This is a genomic window from Leifsonia sp. LS1 (assembly GCF_020521355.1).
Lineage (GTDB): Bacteria > Actinomycetota > Actinomycetes > Actinomycetales > Microbacteriaceae > Leifsonia.
The window spans coordinates 162,671-179,524 of sequence record NZ_BPER01000001.1 but is presented as its reverse complement, the minus strand read 5'-3'; the positions used below and the strand labels follow the sequence as shown (position 1 = coordinate 179,524).

14 protein-coding genes and 1 riboswitch are annotated in these 16,854 nt (G+C 67.8%); of the genes, 5 read left to right on the top strand and 9 right to left on the bottom strand.

Annotation, left to right across the window (positions count from 1 at the left end; translation table 11 throughout):
• Positions 1–146 precede the first annotated feature (146 nt).
• Positions 147–986, bottom strand: coding sequence for an NAD(P)-dependent oxidoreductase (locus LLS1_RS00895; protein WP_226653189.1), 840 nt, complete (start codon positions 984–986; stop codon positions 147–149).
• An 89-nt stretch (positions 987–1,075) separates the two neighbouring features.
• Here LLS1_RS00895 and LLS1_RS00890 point away from each other — a divergent pair, with 89 nt between their 5' ends.
• On the top strand, positions 1,076–2,479 hold the full coding sequence (locus LLS1_RS00890) for a PLP-dependent aminotransferase family protein (RefSeq protein ID WP_226653188.1): 1,404 nt from the start codon (positions 1,076–1,078) through the stop codon (positions 2,477–2,479).
• Between the two features lie 43 nt (positions 2,480–2,522).
• Here the strand turns inward: LLS1_RS00890 and LLS1_RS00885 are convergent, their stop codons facing one another.
• From LLS1_RS00885 to LLS1_RS00855, 7 genes are all read right to left on the bottom strand, one after another.
• Positions 2,523–4,016 (bottom strand): bifunctional hydroxymethylpyrimidine kinase/phosphomethylpyrimidine kinase, encoded by a 1,494-nt coding sequence (locus LLS1_RS00885; RefSeq protein WP_226653187.1) that lies wholly within the window; start codon positions 4,014–4,016, stop codon positions 2,523–2,525.
• Entirely contained in the window at positions 4,013–4,660 is a 648-nt protein-coding gene (gene thiE, locus LLS1_RS00880) for a thiamine phosphate synthase (RefSeq protein ID WP_226653186.1), read from the bottom strand. The genes LLS1_RS00885 and thiE overlap by 4 nt, the downstream gene beginning before the upstream one ends.
• Positions 4,657–5,466 (bottom strand): hydroxyethylthiazole kinase, encoded by an 810-nt coding sequence (gene thiM, locus LLS1_RS00875; RefSeq protein WP_226653185.1) that lies wholly within the window; start codon positions 5,464–5,466, stop codon positions 4,657–4,659. The genes thiE and thiM overlap by 4 nt, the downstream gene beginning before the upstream one ends.
• Positions 5,458–5,549, bottom strand: a riboswitch (TPP riboswitch). Its footprint overlaps the gene before it by 9 nt.
• A 71-nt stretch (positions 5,550–5,620) precedes the next feature.
• Positions 5,621–6,253 carry a hypothetical protein gene (locus LLS1_RS00870; protein ID WP_226653184.1) on the bottom strand — a complete coding sequence of 211 codons (633 nt, stop codon included), beginning with the start codon at positions 6,251–6,253 and terminating at the stop codon, positions 5,621–5,623.
• Positions 6,250–7,647, bottom strand: coding sequence for an amidohydrolase family protein (locus LLS1_RS00865; protein ID WP_226653183.1), 1,398 nt, complete (start codon positions 7,645–7,647; stop codon positions 6,250–6,252). The genes LLS1_RS00870 and LLS1_RS00865 overlap by 4 nt, the downstream gene beginning before the upstream one ends.
• Positions 7,648–7,852: 205 nt before the next feature.
• Entirely contained in the window at positions 7,853–8,842 is a 990-nt protein-coding gene (locus LLS1_RS00860) for an amidohydrolase family protein (RefSeq protein WP_226653182.1), read from the bottom strand.
• Positions 8,843–8,867: 25 nt separating this feature from the next.
• Entirely contained in the window at positions 8,868–9,674 is an 807-nt protein-coding gene (locus tag LLS1_RS00855; RefSeq protein WP_226653181.1) for an IclR family transcriptional regulator, read from the bottom strand.
• Positions 9,675–9,876: 202 nt separating this feature from the next.
• On the opposite strand from LLS1_RS00855, the gene LLS1_RS00850 reads away from it, so the two are divergent.
• The 4 genes from LLS1_RS00850 (at position 9,877) to LLS1_RS00835 (ending at position 15,942) form a co-directional block, all read left to right on the top strand.
• Positions 9,877–11,298 (top strand): amidohydrolase family protein, encoded by a 1,422-nt coding sequence (locus tag LLS1_RS00850; RefSeq protein WP_226653180.1) that lies wholly within the window; start codon positions 9,877–9,879, stop codon positions 11,296–11,298.
• A gap of 1,095 nt (positions 11,299–12,393) precedes the next feature.
• A complete protein-coding gene (locus LLS1_RS00845; protein ID WP_226653179.1) occupies positions 12,394–12,678 on the top strand; it encodes a hypothetical protein in 285 nt (94 codons plus the stop codon).
• Positions 12,679–12,913: 235 nt separating this feature from the next.
• Positions 12,914–13,786, top strand: coding sequence for a glycosyltransferase family 32 protein (locus tag LLS1_RS00840; RefSeq protein ID WP_226653178.1), 873 nt, complete (start codon positions 12,914–12,916; stop codon positions 13,784–13,786).
• A gap of 53 nt (positions 13,787–13,839) precedes the next feature.
• Positions 13,840–15,942, top strand: a complete 2,103-nt coding sequence (locus tag LLS1_RS00835) for a family 16 glycosylhydrolase (protein WP_226653177.1) — start codon at positions 13,840–13,842, stop codon at positions 15,940–15,942.
• A gap of 283 nt (positions 15,943–16,225) precedes the next feature.
• Here LLS1_RS00835 and LLS1_RS00830 read toward each other — a convergent pair whose 3' ends face one another.
• Positions 16,226–16,711, bottom strand: a complete 486-nt coding sequence (locus LLS1_RS00830; protein WP_226653176.1) for a hypothetical protein — start codon at positions 16,709–16,711, stop codon at positions 16,226–16,228.
• Positions 16,712–16,854 lie beyond the last annotated feature (143 nt).

The window sequence follows — 16,854 nt, the reverse complement described above, 5'->3', positions numbered from 1 at the left end:
GGCGTTGACCACCACGACGGCGGCGCGCGGCAGGAGGCCGCTGAGAAAGGGCGCGAGTACGAGATTGAGGACGATGCTGACCGGAAGCACCCCCGAGAAGGTGGCGACCGCTTGCCTCCAGGTGCCGGTTCGGAAGGCCGTTCGCGTCACTGCAGGAATCCCGCTCTCCAACTCGGATGGCGCAGCACGAGTCCCCGCCCTTTCGCGCGTGCGTTGCTGACCGGCCGGCCGACGTCGCCGCTCTCGCGGGATTGCGGTGCGGGACCGCCGACGGACGCCGCGAAGACAGGCGTCCACTCGATGCCGGCCGCCGGTTCGTCGTCCACGATGTTCCATGTCCCGCTCGGCCACTCCAGAGCGAGCAGCGCCGCACGGGCGGCGTCGTCCACGTGGATGAACGACGCGGCGGTCTCGGTCGCCGGCAGGCTCCCCGCGCGCGCGGCGTCGCCGTAGCGGCCGTCGGCCGCGTACCAGGTTCCGGGCCCGTACAACAGGCCGAAGCGCAGGACGACGGCGTGCGGGAGCTCACGCACCGCGTCCTCGAGCGCTGCGACCGCGTGGACGGTCGTACGGCGGGGCTCGACCGCGTCCAGGTCGAGCGGCGTGTCCTCATCGGCGGCCTCGGCGCCCGACGGATAGATCCACGAGATGCTCTCGGCGATCGTCGTCTCAACATGGCAGGCGCGCGCGGCGTCCACGAGGTTCCGCGTCCCCTCGACGCGGAGCCGTGCGTTGCTCGCCGAGTCTCCGGAGGCGAGGTCGGTGAGGAGATCGACGATCGCGTCAGGCTGCGCGGCGGACAGCGCCCGCGTCACGACGCCCGGGTCCAGCGCGTCGGCGACCATCGGTGTCGCACCGAGCGAGCGGATCGCCTCCTCACCGCGCTCGGACCTCGTCATTCCGACCACCTCGTGACCGGCGGCGAGTGCGAGCGGGAGAAACGCACGCCCGAGCACTCCCGAGGCTCCGGCGACGAAAAGCTTCATGTTCCCTCCTTCTTCCGGATTACGCGGTCGATGCTAGGCATGATCTGGATCAGACAAGAGGGCCAGAAGGTGCCCGGTATTGTGGTCCAGTGGACCTCTTCCTCTCGCTGGACCCGTCGATTCCGAAACGTCGTGGGGTGGAGACGGCGCTCCGGCGGAGCATCGCCCTCGGGCAGCTCCCGGTCGGCAGCCGTGTGCCGGGCACCCGGGAGCTCGCGACCGAGCTCGGCGTGGCCCGCGGGACGGTCACCGCCGCGATCGACGATCTGGTGGCCGACGGGGTACTCGTCACGCGGGAACGCGCGGGAACGTTCGTGGCCCGCGCACCCGGCGCGCCGGATGCAGCCCGCGTTGCCCCTGTGGAGCCGACGACGCGATGGGACCTGCGCCCCGGCCGGCCCGAGGCCGGCTCCTTCCCGCTCGCGCGATGGAGCGCAGCGCTTCGCCGGGCGGCAGCGGGATGGACGCCGACGGGCGCCGACGAGGACGCGCGCGGCAGCCTGGAGCTTCGGGCTCAACTCGCTGCCTACCTCGCGCGGGCCCGCGGCGTCGAGACGACGCCGGACTCGGTCGTCGTCTGCGCCGGCTACCGCTCCGCCACGAACGTGCTGGCGGTCGCGCTGCGCGGACAGGGAGCCGAGAGGGTCGCGATCGAGGATCCGGCGCTTCCCGCGCTGGACACGGCTTGGCGCTGGGCGGGTGTGCAGACCGTCGACCTGCCGGTGGATGCGGCCGGCGCCCGCGTCGATCTGCTCGACTCCTCGATCGATGCCGCCGTCCTGACTCCGGCGCATCAGTTCCCGCTCGGCGTCGTTCTCAGCGCCGCGCGGCGGCGCGACGTGCTCGCGTGGGCGGCGGCCTCGCGTTCCGTCGTCATCGAGGACGACTACGACGGTGAGTTCCGCTTCGATCGCCGCCCCGTCGCCGCGCTGCAGCGCTCCGCACCGGACCGGGTGATCTACATCGGCAGTACGAGCAAATCACTCGACCCCCGACTCCGGCTCGGCTGGATGGTACTTCCTCCGGATCTCGTCGGGCCGGTCGCTGCGACGACCCTGGCGCTGACCGGCGGTGTGCCAGTGCTGGATCAGCTCGCGCTGGCCGAGCTGATCCGCAGCGGAGACTACGAGCGCCATATCCGCCGCCAGCGGCGCGAGTACGCTCGGCGTCGCGTCATCCTCGATCAGGTGCTGGCCCAGGCCGGGTCGACCGCCTCCGGCATCTCCGCCGGCTTACAGGCGATCGTCCCCCTTCCTCCCCGGTCACACGGTGACGAGGGCGGCACCCTTCGCGCGGGCGATGCGGTGCTCCACACGCTCGGCCGGTATTCCCGGACCGACGACCACCCGCCGTCGGCGGTCGTCGGGTTCGCGACACCGCCCCGCTCCCAGTTCGACGCCGCCATCCACGCTTTCGCGCAGTGGCTGCGGGAGGCGTCCGGCGCCGATGCGGCCCGGCTCATCGCCCCGTCGCCGCGTCACCACGCAGGGTGAGGTTCGCACGCGAGCACCGGCAGCTCATCGTCGTGGTCGCGCGTCATGCCCGCGGCGTCCCGCGGCGTGCGGCGAAGAACGCCCGCTCGTGCGCGGCGGACTCGCGGAACGCGAGCCCCATCGCACGCCGTGTCGCCTCATCGGAGGTCGCGGCGAGTTCTGTGACGATGCCGATCGCCCGCCGGGTGGCGGCGGCGAATGCGGGGTCGGCATAGGTGTCGAGCCACGACCGGTACGGGTGCCGCTCGTGCGAGAGCGCGTGCAGGCGCTCCCCGACGTCCTGATAGATCCAGAAGCACGGGAGGAGCGCCGCAGCGAGCACCCGGTAGTCCCCTCGGGCCGCCGTCGCGAGCAGGTGGTTCAGGTAGGCCGTCGTCGCCGGGTCCGGCTCCACGGTTCGCAGTGCCTCCTCAGTCAGCCAGCTCTCGTGGAGCTGCAGCTCTCCCGCGATCGCCCCCTGCGCACTGTCGGCCCAGAACACGAGCTCGTCCGAGGCCGGCGCGAGGCGTGCGGAATCGGCGAGCACCCGGGCGTAGTCGCGCAGGTAGAGGGCGTCCTGGGCCAGAAACCCCAGGAACTCGTCGCGGGGCAGGGTCCCGTCGCCGAGCCCGCGCACGAACGGCAGGTCGTCGATGTCGGCGCGGAGGCCGCCGATCTCGTTCCACCAGGCGCTCTCGACGTCCTCCGCCGTCGGGGCCGTCGTGGTGCCCCCTCGACGCCAGAGACCGGCGAAGTGGCTGATCGGCCCATTGCCGGTGCCCACCTCGAGTTCGGACCCGTGACGAATGCTCTCGGCGAGCCACTGCTTGGATTCCGCCGCGGCTCGCACCCAGTCCCCCGTGGCGGCGACCCGGGTCGCGACCGCGGAGGACAGCGAGCACCCCGTGCCGTGCGTGTTGCGTGTGGCGATGCGCAGCCCCGGGAACTCGGTCACCGAGACAGCGCCGTCGACGGCCTCGACGAGCGCATCGGGGAGGTGCTCCCCTGTCAGGTGTCCGCCCTTGGCGAGCACCCGAACACCGTGCCGAGCGGCGACCCGACCCGCCTGCGCGAGCGCCTCCTCCCAGGAGACGGCGACGGTCGACTCCGCGAGGACCGCGAGCTCGGGGATATTCGGTGTCACCAGGTCCGCCTGCGAGACGAGTCGACGCAGCGCGTCCTCCGCATCGGCGTCGAGGAGGCGGTCGCCGCTGGTGGCGACCGCCACGGGGTCGAGCACGACCAGAGGAGGCCGCACCCGGTCGAGCCAATCGGCGACCGCCCCGATCACCTCGGCGGTGCCGAGCATTCCGATCTTGACCGCGTCGATCTCCACGTCGTCGGAGACGGCATCGAGTTGTTGGGCGAGGAACGCCGGGGGAGGCACATGGACGGCACGGACGCCGTGGGTGTTCTGGGCGACGAGCGCTGTGACGACCGCCATTCCGTAACCGCCGTTCGCGGCGATGCTCTTCAGATCCGCCTGGATGCCGGCGCCGCCGGTGGGGTCGGTGCCGGCGATGCTCAGCACTCGCGGTACGACACGCTGCCGGCTCATGCGGCATCCCATGCCGTGCGCAGCTCGCGGGCCGCCCGTCCGGGATCGGCGGCGGCGCAGATCGCCGACACGACCGCCGCCCCGGCGGCGCCCGCCCGGCGCAGCGCTCCCAGATCAGCCGCGTGCACCCCTCCGATCGCGACCGCCGGGAGCGCGCTCAGCGCGACCAACCGGGCGAACTCCTCGTGACCGAGCGGCGGCGGAGCGTCGCGTTTCGTCGCGGTCGCGTGCAGCGCGCCGATGCCGACGTAGTCGACGACGCCGGAGTCGGACGCCGCGGCCAATTGCTCCGGCGTCGAGGCGCTCAGCCCGAGGACGGCGTCGGAGCCGATGAGCCCTCGCACCGCCTCGGGCGGAAGATCGGACTGCCCCACATGGACGCCCGTGATCCGCGCTCCCGCAGCACGGGCGGCGAGGAACACGTCCACCCGGTCGTTGACGATCAGCGCGACTCGATCCGGGATCGCCTCCGAGACCCGCAGCACCGTGTCGAGGAACCCGCGGGCCGTGGCCTCCTTCTCTCGGAGCTGCACCGCCGTCACGCCGTCGGCCGCGGCGGCCCGGACCAGCTCGACGAGATCGTGACCGGCCGCTGCGGCCAGGCCGGAATCGGTGACCAGGTAGAGGGAGAGATCGCTCGTCATCGGACCACCGCCCGTGCACGCAGGGTCTCCGCGTCGACCCCCGCGAGCGCGTCCAGGAACAGGGACGCGAAGGTCCCGGGCCCTCCGGCGCGCTCGGCCGCGAGCTCTGCCGCGACGTTGTAGACCGTGATCGCCGCGACCGTGGCGGCGAACCGGTCCGCCGTCACGCCCGCGAACGCGGCCATCACCGCACCCAGCGCGCACCCCCCTCCGGTGACCCGGGTCAGCAGCGCATCCCCGTTGCCGAGACGCGACTCGTCGATGCCGTCGGTCACAAGATCCACCGGCCCCGACACCGCCACCACGCCGCCGGTGGCGAGGGCGATCCGACGGGCGGCGGACGCCGCGTCCTCGACGACGTCCGTCGCGTCGACGCCGCGACCACCCGCGCCCGCCCCGTCGAACGCGATGATCTCGGAGGCGTTCCCCCGCACGATCGTCGGCGGTGCGGTCTTCAGTTCTGCGGCGAGCGCCGTGCGCACCGGCAGGGCGCCGATCGCGACGGGGTCGAGCACCCACGGGGTGCCGGCGTGGGTGGCGGCCGACGCCGCCTCCCGCATCGCTTCGCGCTGGTCCGCGTTCGGAGTGCCGAGGTTGACGAGCACGCCCGACGCGATCCCGGCGAAGACGCCCGCCTCTCGCGGGATGTCCACCATGGCCGGGGCAGCGCCGAGGGCGAGCAGGACGTTGGCCGTGAAGTTCGTCACCACGGCGTTGGTGATGCATTGCACGAGCGGCGCGCGGGTGCGCACCTCCGCGTGCAGGGAGACGATGGACTCGATCTGGTGTCGTGGCGTGCGCGTCATGCGCGACATCCCTTCGCTAGTACGAACTAGAGCAGGTTCGACGGGTGTGATCTCAGCCCCGCAGGGCACCCCGTGTCACGTGTGTTGGTCTCACGCTATCGGAAGGGCCGCCGCGGTGCAGGCGCGCGACCCGGACTACCCCTCCGTGGGACGCCTACGGCTCAGAGAGCGCGATTCCCGAGATGGCGTCGAGTGTCGTGCGCGGGAGGAAGCTCTCGCAGTGAAGGCCCACTGTCGCGAGTTCATGGATCCAGGTCTGCCGGGTGTTCGTGCAGGTCACCGGAGACGTTCCGTCGGTGAAAGAGACGGTCGCGGCGAGGTACGGGGCGGTGCGGTCGGTCGCCCGGACCGTGATCTCGATGTTCGTCTGGTGATACGTGTCGCTGGAGACGACGGCCGTGCCGGAGACGCGATAGTCGTCTCCGGTTCTGCCGGAGACGACATCGGCTGTCACCGCGCCGGTGGTCGCGCCGACGACCGCGACGGGGATCACACCGGCGGCGATGGCTCCGAGTGCGGCCGCGAGCGCGCCGATGCGGAATGCCCGCGTCGCGATGCGCCCGCGCCGCGGGGATGCGCGCCCGATCACGAGGATGCCCGCGCTGAAGAGGAGCATCGTCGACGCACCCGCGATGGCCGCCCCGACGGGCTCGCCGGCGATGCCGAGCTCGGCCGACCATGCCCACGAGACGACGACGCCCACTCCGATGAGGGCCCAGCCCGCCACCCGGGTCCACCGAGCACGTGCGGTGCCGGAAGCCTTCGGCGGGGTTGCGCGTGCCGTCATGCGTCCTCCTCGGATGCGAGCAGCCGGTCGATCGTCTGGTCGAGCTCGGCGGCGGTCGTGTAGTGCCCGGCGTTCACCACGGCGCTGATGTCCATGAGGTTCTCCACGCTCGTGAGCGGGTCGTTGTCGAGGAGGAGGAGATCGGCCCGCATCCCCGCGTCGATAGCCCCCATGCGGTCGGAGCGGCCGAGGAAGCTCGCCGGAACGGTCGTGGTCGCCCGCAGCACGTCGAGCGGCGCGAGGCCGGCGGAGGCCAGCTCCCGGAATTCGGACCGCAGGTCCTGCCCGGGGTTGCCGCCCGGACCGTCGGTTCCGGTCATGATCGGCACTCCTTCTTCGTGGAGGATTCCGACGAACGTCACGGCGGTGTCGTAGTACTGGTGGTAGGCGTCTCGCCGCTGGGCGGGCAGATCGAGGAACTTCGTCCGAGTGGTCTGATAGTCCTTCCTCACCTGTGGTGAGAGCATCCTCAACCGCGGGTGGTCCGTGTACTCCGGGGCGTCCATCCTGTACTCGGTGCGCAGTCGCGAGAGCGTGGGCGTCTGCCAGGTGCTGTTCTTCAGGAAGGTTCGCGCGAGATCCCGCGCGGCGCCGTCGTCGAAGGTGTTCAGCGCCTGCTGGAGCACCGGGATGTTGTCGGCCCGATCGGACAGGGCGGGGTTCAGCAGCGTCGTCGCGGTCAGCTTGGTGACGAAGGGACTCCCGAAGAGCTGTTCGGCGAACGGCACGTAGCCGAGTGCGTTCGGCAGCGCGAGAGAGGTGTCGGCCGCGGCCCGGAGCGCTGCGCGGTCGCTCGAGGTCTCGATCCAGATGTTGGCACTGGTGCCGAGGTGTTCGAGGAAGTCGTAGCCGGCGTCCGACGCCTCACCCGGACTGACCGACGGCGGCAGGTGGCCGCCGATCGTCAACCCCTGGGCGTGCGCCCAGCTCACCGCGGCGAAGAACACGTCGCGCTCCACCATGATGAGTTTGATGAAGTCGGCGCCGAGAGCCTTCTGACGGCTGATCTCGCGGCGCACCCTCCCGATGGTGGGTGAGTTGAAGGGCATCAGGATCGCCCCGGGCATCGTCAGCAGAGCGGGCGTTCGGGGCCCGAGCGAGAGCCGATTCTGCGCACGGCGCCGGAGCACCTCGTCGGGGCCGGCCATCTGCCGCATCCCGGTCGTCCCCTCACGCAGCATCGTGGCCATGAACAGTTCAGAGCGTTCCTCCTGCAGGACGTGGGTGTGCATGTTGTTGTAGCCCGGCACGGCGTACCTGCCTTCACCGTCCACGACCCGCAGGCCAGAGACCGCGGGTCCGGGAAAGGCCGTCGTGGCCACGATTCTGCCGCCGCGCGTCTCGATGGACATATCGGGTCGGCGGCTCCCGTCGCGCGGATCCACGATGGTCACGTGGTCGATCCGCAACGCAGGCGCGGTCGCGTGCGGCGACTGCGGCGGAAGGTTCCCGCTCGTCAACGTGGACAGGAGAGGCCCACCCGATGCCGCGGCGGCCCCGAGACCCAGTGCAATGAAGCCGGTGGTCTTGAGGAACGTTCGGCGTGATGACGTGGCGGGCGTCTCACGAGGGTCGTCAGGGTGCGAGGTCATGGGCTGTTCACGCTTTCTCACGGTCGGCACGGGGATGGGGGTGTCCGCTCGCGTTCAGGAGGCGTGCGGCATTGGCTCCAGCCAGCTCACGCCAGGAGGAGACGCCGCTGGGGTGGGGAGCCGTGTCGAGGGAGGCGAGCTGCGCGTCGACCACGGCGGGCGGTGTCCAGCAGGAGTCGCTGCCGTACAGGATCCGGTCGGTGCCGACCAGCGACGTCAATGCGGGGATCGCGTGCGGGAACGGCGTCCCGGCCGTGTCGAACCACAGGGACGTCAGCTGCTCCCACAGGTGGAGCGCCTCGGCGTCGACGCCGACAGCGAGCGGGAGGAGGGCGGTGACGCGGTCGGCGAGGCTCCCGAGTGCCGCTCCCGAGTGCGGCACGATGACACGCATCCCCGGGTACCGGTGGATCACTGTGGCTCGCAGAAGGTCGACGACCGTGCGGGTGGAGTCGAAGAGGAACTCCAGCAGAGGGCGTGGCAACCCCAGTCCCGTCGACTCCCACGACACCGGCGAGGTCGGGTGGATGAAGAGGATCCCTCGCCGCCGGTCGAGCTCCGCCCACAGCGGCTCGAGCGCCGGATCCCCGAGGTACTGCCCGTGCGCGTTCGACTCCACCGCGATTCCGATCGCGCCCGCCGTCATCGCCCGCGTCAGCTCCCGCAGCGCCGCGTCCACATCGGGCAGGGGAACGGAGGCGAAGCAGTCGAAGCGCCCCGGATGGTCGTCGACGTATCCGAGTGCGACGTCGTTGACGTGCTCCGCCATCGCCGCTGCTTCAGCATCCCGCCCGGCGACGAGATGCACGCCGGGCGACGAGAGCGAGAGCACCGCGCGGGCGATGCCCCGCCTGTCCATGCTCGCAAGCTGATCGCCGACATCGAAGCCCGGCCAGCCCGGCATCCCGTCGGGATGCTCGATTCCTGCGGCTCTGGCACCCGCGACATAGTCGTCCGTGACGAAGTGCGCATGGACATCGACGAGCGGCGAAGGCATGCAGGCACGGTATGTCGCCTGCCGATCAGCGGGGGGGCGACTTCCACCCAGCGGTAGGGCGCCGCGGTTCGAGAGCGCCGGAGACGGCCCTGGCCGTCACGCGCACGGCGGGCAGCAGGCCTTCCAGCACCTGCTTGTCCGCCGGTGCGACGACCGACACCGCCGCGACCACCTCACGCGCTCTCCCGAAGACGGGTGCCGCGACGGTGCCCATGCCGTCGACGGCGGAGGCGGCGAAGACCAGTGATCCCTCCTGCCGGATCGCGGCCAACCGACGGCGGAGCTCGTCACCGGTCGGGAAGGCCAATCGTCCTGGTCCTGTCAGATCGACATCGGCGTGAGCGATCATGGCCTCTTGCACCTCACGGGGGCTGTGGGCGAGCAGGACGAGGCCGCCACCGGTTCCGTGCAGGGGCAGGCGCCCGCCGACGCGATAGGCGACGCGGCCCGCACCACGAGCGGACAGGCGTTCGATCAGCACCGCCTCGTCGCCTTCGCGGACGGTGAGGAGGACGTGCTCCTCGGTGACGGCATGGAGGTCCTGCAGGAACGGCATGGCGATTCGTCGAATGCCCTGGCTCCTCGGAGCGAGCGCTGCGATCTCGAAAAGTCGGAGACCGACGACATACAACCCGTCGTCGCGCCGTTCGAGAGCGCCGACGCCGACGAGTGACCGGACGATCCGCAGAGCGCTGTTGATCGGCAGACCGGCACGGCCTGCGATCGCGGTCAGGGAGAGCGCTGCATGGCGCTCGTCGAACGCCGCCAGGATCGAGAACGCCCGATCCACCACCCCGGTGCGGCGGGCGACGGCTGCCGAGGGTTCCTCCATGGGAGGGAGTCTGTCACGAAAGCTCGATTACCGCTGAGTGGAATCGTCGGCCCGCCCTCCGGGGAATGAGGCCACCATTGCCATCGTCACCACGTTGGACGGCCTACGACGCACCCTCCGGTATCGGGCCCGGGTCCGCATCAGGCGGCTCGAGCACTCGCGAGCGGGATCGCTCGCCGTGGGCCCGAGGAGGGAGCACGCTTTGGCCACGCGAACCATCATCGCTGGAGTCACCGTCGTCGACGTGCGAACCGGGGGCCTGCTGCCGGACAGCGAGGTGGTGATCAGCGACGGCCTGATCACCGCGGTGGCGCGCGCCGGCACCACCCCGCGCACCGATCACGACGACGTGCTGACGCCGGGCCCGGTCTTCGTCGTCCCCGGGTTCACGGACTCGCACGCGCACGCCCTGAACCTCACCGAGCCGGACGGGACGTTGGCGCTCATGCTCGCCTTCGGGATCACGTCGTTTCGGCAGATGTCCGGCAGCTCCGACCTTCTTCGCCGGCGCGCACGGGACCAGTTGGGACTCCCGGCCGATTCTCCAGCGCTGACCGCGCTCTGCGGCGAGATCCTCTCGCCCGCGAACGCGGCGACCCCCGCGGAGGCCAGAGAGACCGTGCGCTCGGAGGCGGCGGACGGCGCGGATTTCATCAAGGTCGCAGCCGTCAGCCCGTACACCCTGACCGCAGTGCAACGGGAGGCCGCCGCATGGGGTGTCCCCGTGGCCGGGCATCTTCCCGCCGGCGCTGATCCGCGAGCGGCGGCGCGTCTCGGATTCACGATCGAGCACCTGGGTCCGGGCATTCCGCTCCTGGCCGCGTGCTCCACGGACGAACAGGCCATACGGGCCCAGCTCCGGAGCGGGAGCGAGCTCCGGCTGCCGCGCCTTCCCCGGCCCGTGCTCGCGCGCATCCTGACGATGGCGCTCCCGCGCGTCGTCGTGAATCCGACCGCCCGGGCGACCGACAGCTCGATCGCACTGCTTCAGCACGCCCTCGACACCTTCGATGACGGCGAGGCCCGGGAGCTCGCGCAGCTGTTCGTCCGAGAGGACACGTGGGTGACCCCCACGCTCGTCCGGCAACTGACGTCACAGCGGGCCGACATCCCGTCCTTCCGCGACGACCCCGACCTCCGCTACGTGAAGCCGGGCACCGTGAGATTCTGGACCAGGTCCGCGGATCACTTCTCGAAGAAGTACACACCCCAGCAGCACGCGACCTTCGCGGCACAACACGACACCGAGCTTCGGCTCGTGAAGATCTTCGCCGAGGAGGGCGTTCGCATGACCACCGGCAGCGACGCCACCGGCGCCGGCTGGGTGATCGCCGGCCCGTCGCTTCACCGAGAGTTCGACCTCCTCGCCGCGGCCGGCGTCGACCCGCTCCGCATCCTCCAGATGACGACGGTGGACGCCGCGAGCCTCGTCGGGCGCTCGGAGGATTCCGGCACGATCGAGGTCGGCAAGCTCGCCGACCTCGTCTTCCTCGCCCGCGACCCCCGCGAATCGGCCGCGCACCTTCATGACATCGTGGGTGTCGTCCGCCAGGGACGTCACTACGCGCCCAGCGACCTATCCGCCCTCCGAGAAGGCGTCGCCGCGGCGCGCTCCGTCACCTGATCGGCACGCAACCGACAATGACGGAACCGGGCCGCTCCGGTCAGGCCCCGAGGATCCGCGTACGGCTCGTCCTCGAGCGCACGCCGACCTGCGTGAGCCCACACCGGTCGCGAAGCCGGCGCCGGCGCGCAGGGCGCCGTTGTGGCTACGCCCGTCCGAATACGCCCTCGCGACGGGCGTGTGGCTCCTGCTGTCCCTGAGCTGTCGGCATCATGGTCTTCGCGCTCTCGGCCCCTGTCCGCGGCGAACCCGGCTATCCGTCCGCCGACCCGTCGGCACCGTGCCTGTCGAACGAAGCTGCGCTCGGCCCGCTCGTGTAGGTTCTCGGCGGAAATGTCCAAAGCACCCCCAGCATCCGCGGATTTCGCGCCCATATGTCCACGAGCATGAGCGGTGGTTCTCGGCGGAGTTGTCCAAAAACAGAGGTTCCGTCGGTCTCGACCTTCTCGAAGATGGCGGCCGCCAAGCGGGCCCACTCCTAAGTTGACATCTGACTCGGCCTAAGCGATGAGACATTTGGAAGGGAACGGTCGCTATTCCTCACAACGGCTTCATGGCTCCGACGATAAACACACCAAATATGCGATCCGTCGAATTCTTCCGCACGAAACTTCTCGTCGTCCGTGTAGGCGGTCACAGTCCCAACCAGCGGAGCCACGATAGCGAGTTCCTGCTCCGTTAGGCCCATCGTGAGGACTCGCGGCCTGGCCGCCTCCTCGAAGTAGTCACCCATGACGACGATTGTGCCAGCTGCGACCCGCTCGTCTTCCGTAAACGATCGTCACCAGTGGTGCCTTTGCCGCCCGCGCGCACGACGAGAGCCAGGCCACGGACCCCCTAGGACGATGGCCCGATCCTCATACCCCCGGCTAGCAGGAACCAAACACTACCCGGGAAGGGGTTCGTGCTAATCGGTGATGGTGTCGGCGACGTCGGTTGGCGACAATCATGGGGCAGTAACAGTCCGAGCCACAACCAGGCTGGCGACGATCTCGCGCTCCAGCACCCTCGCCAGTGGGCTCTTCGGACGAACTGGACTAACGGGTACAGGTCCAGCTTCAACTGCTCTGCCACCCATGATCTACGGTAATTGCCATGATTCTGATACTGAACGAAACCCCGACCCAGATCATCTTTGAGAACACACGTACGGGCAACACGTTTGTCGCATGGCTGGAGGAGGAGACCCAGGACTGGGTAGTTACCAAGCAGGGCGCGCAGCTCGATTTTGGCGCACTACGGGTCGGGCGCGTGGCCCGTCGGCAGGATGTCTGGCTGGGCTTTGCGGGCACAATCCCGACTACCGAGCCAGAAGTATGCCGGTCTCGAAACGATGCCCTAGCGTGGATCAGCGACGACGGCGACGGCTTGGCCGGATGATTTCGTCACTCGCCAAAGAGTCGATCAACAGAGTTCGAGTTCTCGCAACCTAGCCATAAGGGGGGTACGAATATCGAAGATCGTCGAAAAGCACAACCACCGGGCAACACTCTCGAGATCAGTGGTGCACGCCCATGCCACGACCCGCTGAAAGAGGCGCGGGCGCGCTCCACGTGGAATTGTGATGCGCTAGGGGCGTTGACGCCCGATACTGCATCCACAACACTTCCAAGAGATGCCTTCCGATGCTTTTGATGCGACGAACACTACGCCGGCGGAGATCGCCCGTGACCACAAGCTCAGGTCGGAGGTTATGCGCGCGTTGATAGCTGATCCCGCTCGAACGACGCCGACGAAGGGAACGGTTCCCCGAGTGCTCGTCCAGTTCTGGGATGAAGCGACGCTCCCTTCAGATGTTCAGGCGTGCGTTGATAGTTGGAGGCTCCTCGACCAGCGGGGATTTCGTCACATACTGTTCGACGACACCGGGGCCAAGCAGTACATCGCCGCAAGGTTCCCGCCGACGTATTCAGAAGCGTTCGCCAGATGCTCGCACCCCGCGATGCGCGCAGACTACTTCCGTCTCGCCTACATTTCGCGGGAGGGCGGCTTCTACGTAGATGCCGACGACGTTTTTATCGGTGCGCAGATTGACGAACTCTTCTCCGATGGGGACTTGAAGCTTCATCCTTTGTGTTACAGCATTCCGGAGGATGCGATGGCGGACGCGCTCACCGTGGCCGCGTTGGGCAGTGACTCTGACCGGGTCTTCTACGTCAACAACGATCCAATGATTGCTCCCCCGAGGCACCCTGTAGTGGTCAATGCTTTGCAAGGGGCGACGCGTGCGCTTCTCTCGGCGGGGAGGGATGACCGCGATATTCAGTCGCTAACCGGGCCGGGTAACCTGACGGCGACGCTGGTTTCCCATGCCGTTGAATTGCGGCGCCTCGGCAGACCGTTCGACTTCTCGCTGCTCCGCTCTTGGGACGCTATCTCTCGAAGTGAGTGGGAGTTGGAGTATCGGGAAAGCGCACGCGATTGGCGCAAATGGGCTCGGCGAGACTTTGAACAGATCGCGGGCGATGTCTCGGAGACGGCCCCGTGAACGTGCATTCCTTCGCTGACGTGCGCGAACTGTTCACACATCGAGTCAGACGCATGCTGAGGTTGCTCGACTTGCGCCGACAATCGAACGTCTTCTCCAGTGGCGCTGAACAGGACGCCTTGCGCCGCATCTATGTGATCAACTTGGATCGCAAGATTGACAGGTGGCGTCTCCTACGTCGCGAGCTCGGCCGGTTCCGCGACCGTCACGGTGTACCTCTGACTGCGATTGCCCGCCGCTTCTCGGCGGTTGACGCCCGCCACTCCCTCGCATCCCAGGCGAACCCTTCCGACGTGATCGCTGAGTTCACTCTTGCTGAGCAGCTGACGGTTCACCCGAACCCGTTGCTGCAGATAGATGCTGCGGCCACCACACGCGTGATCAAGATGTCTCGCGAGGAGGTGGCAGTGGCACTCTCGCACATAGCCGTTTGGCATCTCATCGCTGGCGGCGACGTCCCGTCTGCGCTGGTTTTGGAAGATGACGTCTTCATGGGTTGGGGATTCGCCCGCAGGCTTCGAGAAGTTTGGCAGTCGCTGGAACGGGAGCGCAGCGCCTCGAGCCTTGACCTGCTCTACCTTGCGTTTAATGACGTGCGGCCGGAGAGAGACGCCTCGCGAGGAGCTCCCGCCGTTCGACGGCAAGCCCCCGGGCTATGGGAGGCCGCGGGCTATGTGCTTACCCGGCAAGGTGCTAAGAAGCTTCTCGACAGGATTCCTGTCCGCGGTCCCGTCGATCTGTGGCTGAACTTTCAATTAGCCGAGCTCGGCGCATACACATCAGCGAGTCCGCTGATCGAACAACGCGCAGACGAACCGTCGACTAACTCCTACTCGGTCCTTCCCGTTCTGTCGCAAGTAGGCGCGATCACCCGTGAGAAGCCGTTGGCGACAGCGCGAGGGAAGCTTCCTGGCCCCATATTCGCCTTCGGGCCACCGGACACAGGACTCTCCTCACTCGCTACGGCGCTTTCGATGCTTGGCTACACCACGATCAGCGATGTCGATACGCTGCCGGCGACAGGCATCCCGGAAATTAAGAGCCCCAAGGGTCAAGCGTTTTCCGCTTACGTGAACGTGGCAGTACTGACCGAAGAGCGATTGGCTCGGATCGCAAGCCGATTCCCATCTAGCCTTTTCATAAGAACCGGGGGGTCACACCAACTAGGCGATATACAAGCTGACCGTCTGCTGGCACTGGAACCGAGCATCGAAGACAAATGGGCAGCGCTGGCGCGATTCCTCAACATCGATTACCCATCGTTCTCCTATCCTGAGCAGCGCGATCTCGGCCAGCGGAGAACCGACAACAACCGTGTGCGATCACTGGCCGCAGTTGCACCAGCTCTCCGATGGGACAAGTCTCCCTGGGTGATCCGCGGTCGCCTAGCTGAAAGCGGCGTGAGACTTCACGACGGTGCTGTTGAGCGCGTGCAGGGCATCCCCATAGAGTGGCGTGCCGCTCGGACGCTTGATGAGAAGACGTGGACACTCCGGGACGACACATTCCCGAGTAACCTAGCTCTCTTTGACCCAGCGAACGTTGTAACGAAGCCTGACGCGCCCGCGAAGTTTGTGCTGCGTGAGAGGCCGACGCGGGTTCGAGATTTTTCGGCCGCGGCGATTGCGAGCAACGAGGAGTTTCTTTACGGCACCTTCGCGGCAAAGCTGCGACCCGCGAGGACCCCCGGCGTTATTACCGGACTGTTCTTGCACCGCAACGGGCCTCGGCAGGAAATCGACATCGAGTTCCGAGGCAAGGACACTACCAGGATGCTGGTCAATGTGTTCTACAACCCTGGGCCCCCCGGCACAAAGCTCGAGTATGGTTACCGAGGAACTCCTAGTGAGATCGTTCTGGGATTTGACGCCAGCGATGACTTCCACATGTATGAAATTGAGTGGCGGCCGGAATATATTCGTTGGCGAGTCGATGGTCGCCTGGTCCACGAGCGCGTGATGTGGAATCCAACGCCCATCCCTGATAACCCGCTGGAATTCAACATCAATCTGTGGCCGTCGCGGTCAAAGGAGTTCGCCGGTGAACTGAGGCGAGCGAGCTTGCCGGCTGTCACAGAAGTCCGAAGCATTCTCATTGTGCCCGCGGATAGCTCTTCGTCCGGTAATTCGACCGAGGTGTCCGAGGTGGATCGCTAGTCGAGATCAAACACAACCTCCCAGCACCGCGCAGATCGCTAAGGTACGAAAGCGTCGACAGCAGAAGCAAAGGCTTCACCGCCGCGATGGGTCCCATCCGCCAGGCTCTCCCTAACGGCATCCCACGCTTTCATCCCGCCTTGCAGACCATCGGACGGGAAACCCGTCTGACGGGAACCGGCAGCAACACCGGAGCTCACCATGGAGAATGCCGGACAACGGCCAGCATCAGCTGCACCCTCACACGTCAACAGCAAACTCGTCCCCCAGATTTGGCCGTCCCTCACCTGGGCTTCCCGCCGCCCATTTCCTCCTCCAGGGCTGGCAGCCAGGCCTTCGCTTGCTCATCCCCTCGTTCCGAGGCCCTTCGGGCCCAACTCAGAGCGTCGGGCAACCTTTCGTCGCTGTACAGATCGAGTGCGAGGTTCAGCGCGGCGTGAGGATCCCCAAGTTCATAGGCACGCTCATACGGATCCGCGGCGTGGGCCTGATCACCCTCCCGGGAAAGCAGATTAGCCAAAGGGACCATGCTCTCCGGCTGTGAGTCCACGACACCTTTCCCCCACTCCTGCACCGCCTCATTACGGCGACCAGTGGCGAGGAGCAAATGACCGAGGTCGGCGCGTGCCTGGGCGTCGGCGTCAGCGGTCTGGCGCAGCAGGGGCTCAGCCAGATCCAGCTGGCCAGCACGCCAATAGAGAGTGCCGAGAGTTGCCGCTTCGTAGGCGACCGAACACGGGCGATCCTCACAGATGGCGTCAGTGTCCACACCTCATTCGCTGGGCATTCCCCGCAGCTGCAAGCCCTCCTCAGCCGTTCCCTCCATCGAACTAGGCGCCCAACTACCATCCTTCGCTCACACACCCGGGGCGACCGCAGCACCGCCACTAACCGATCGGCGAAGATTCCCAG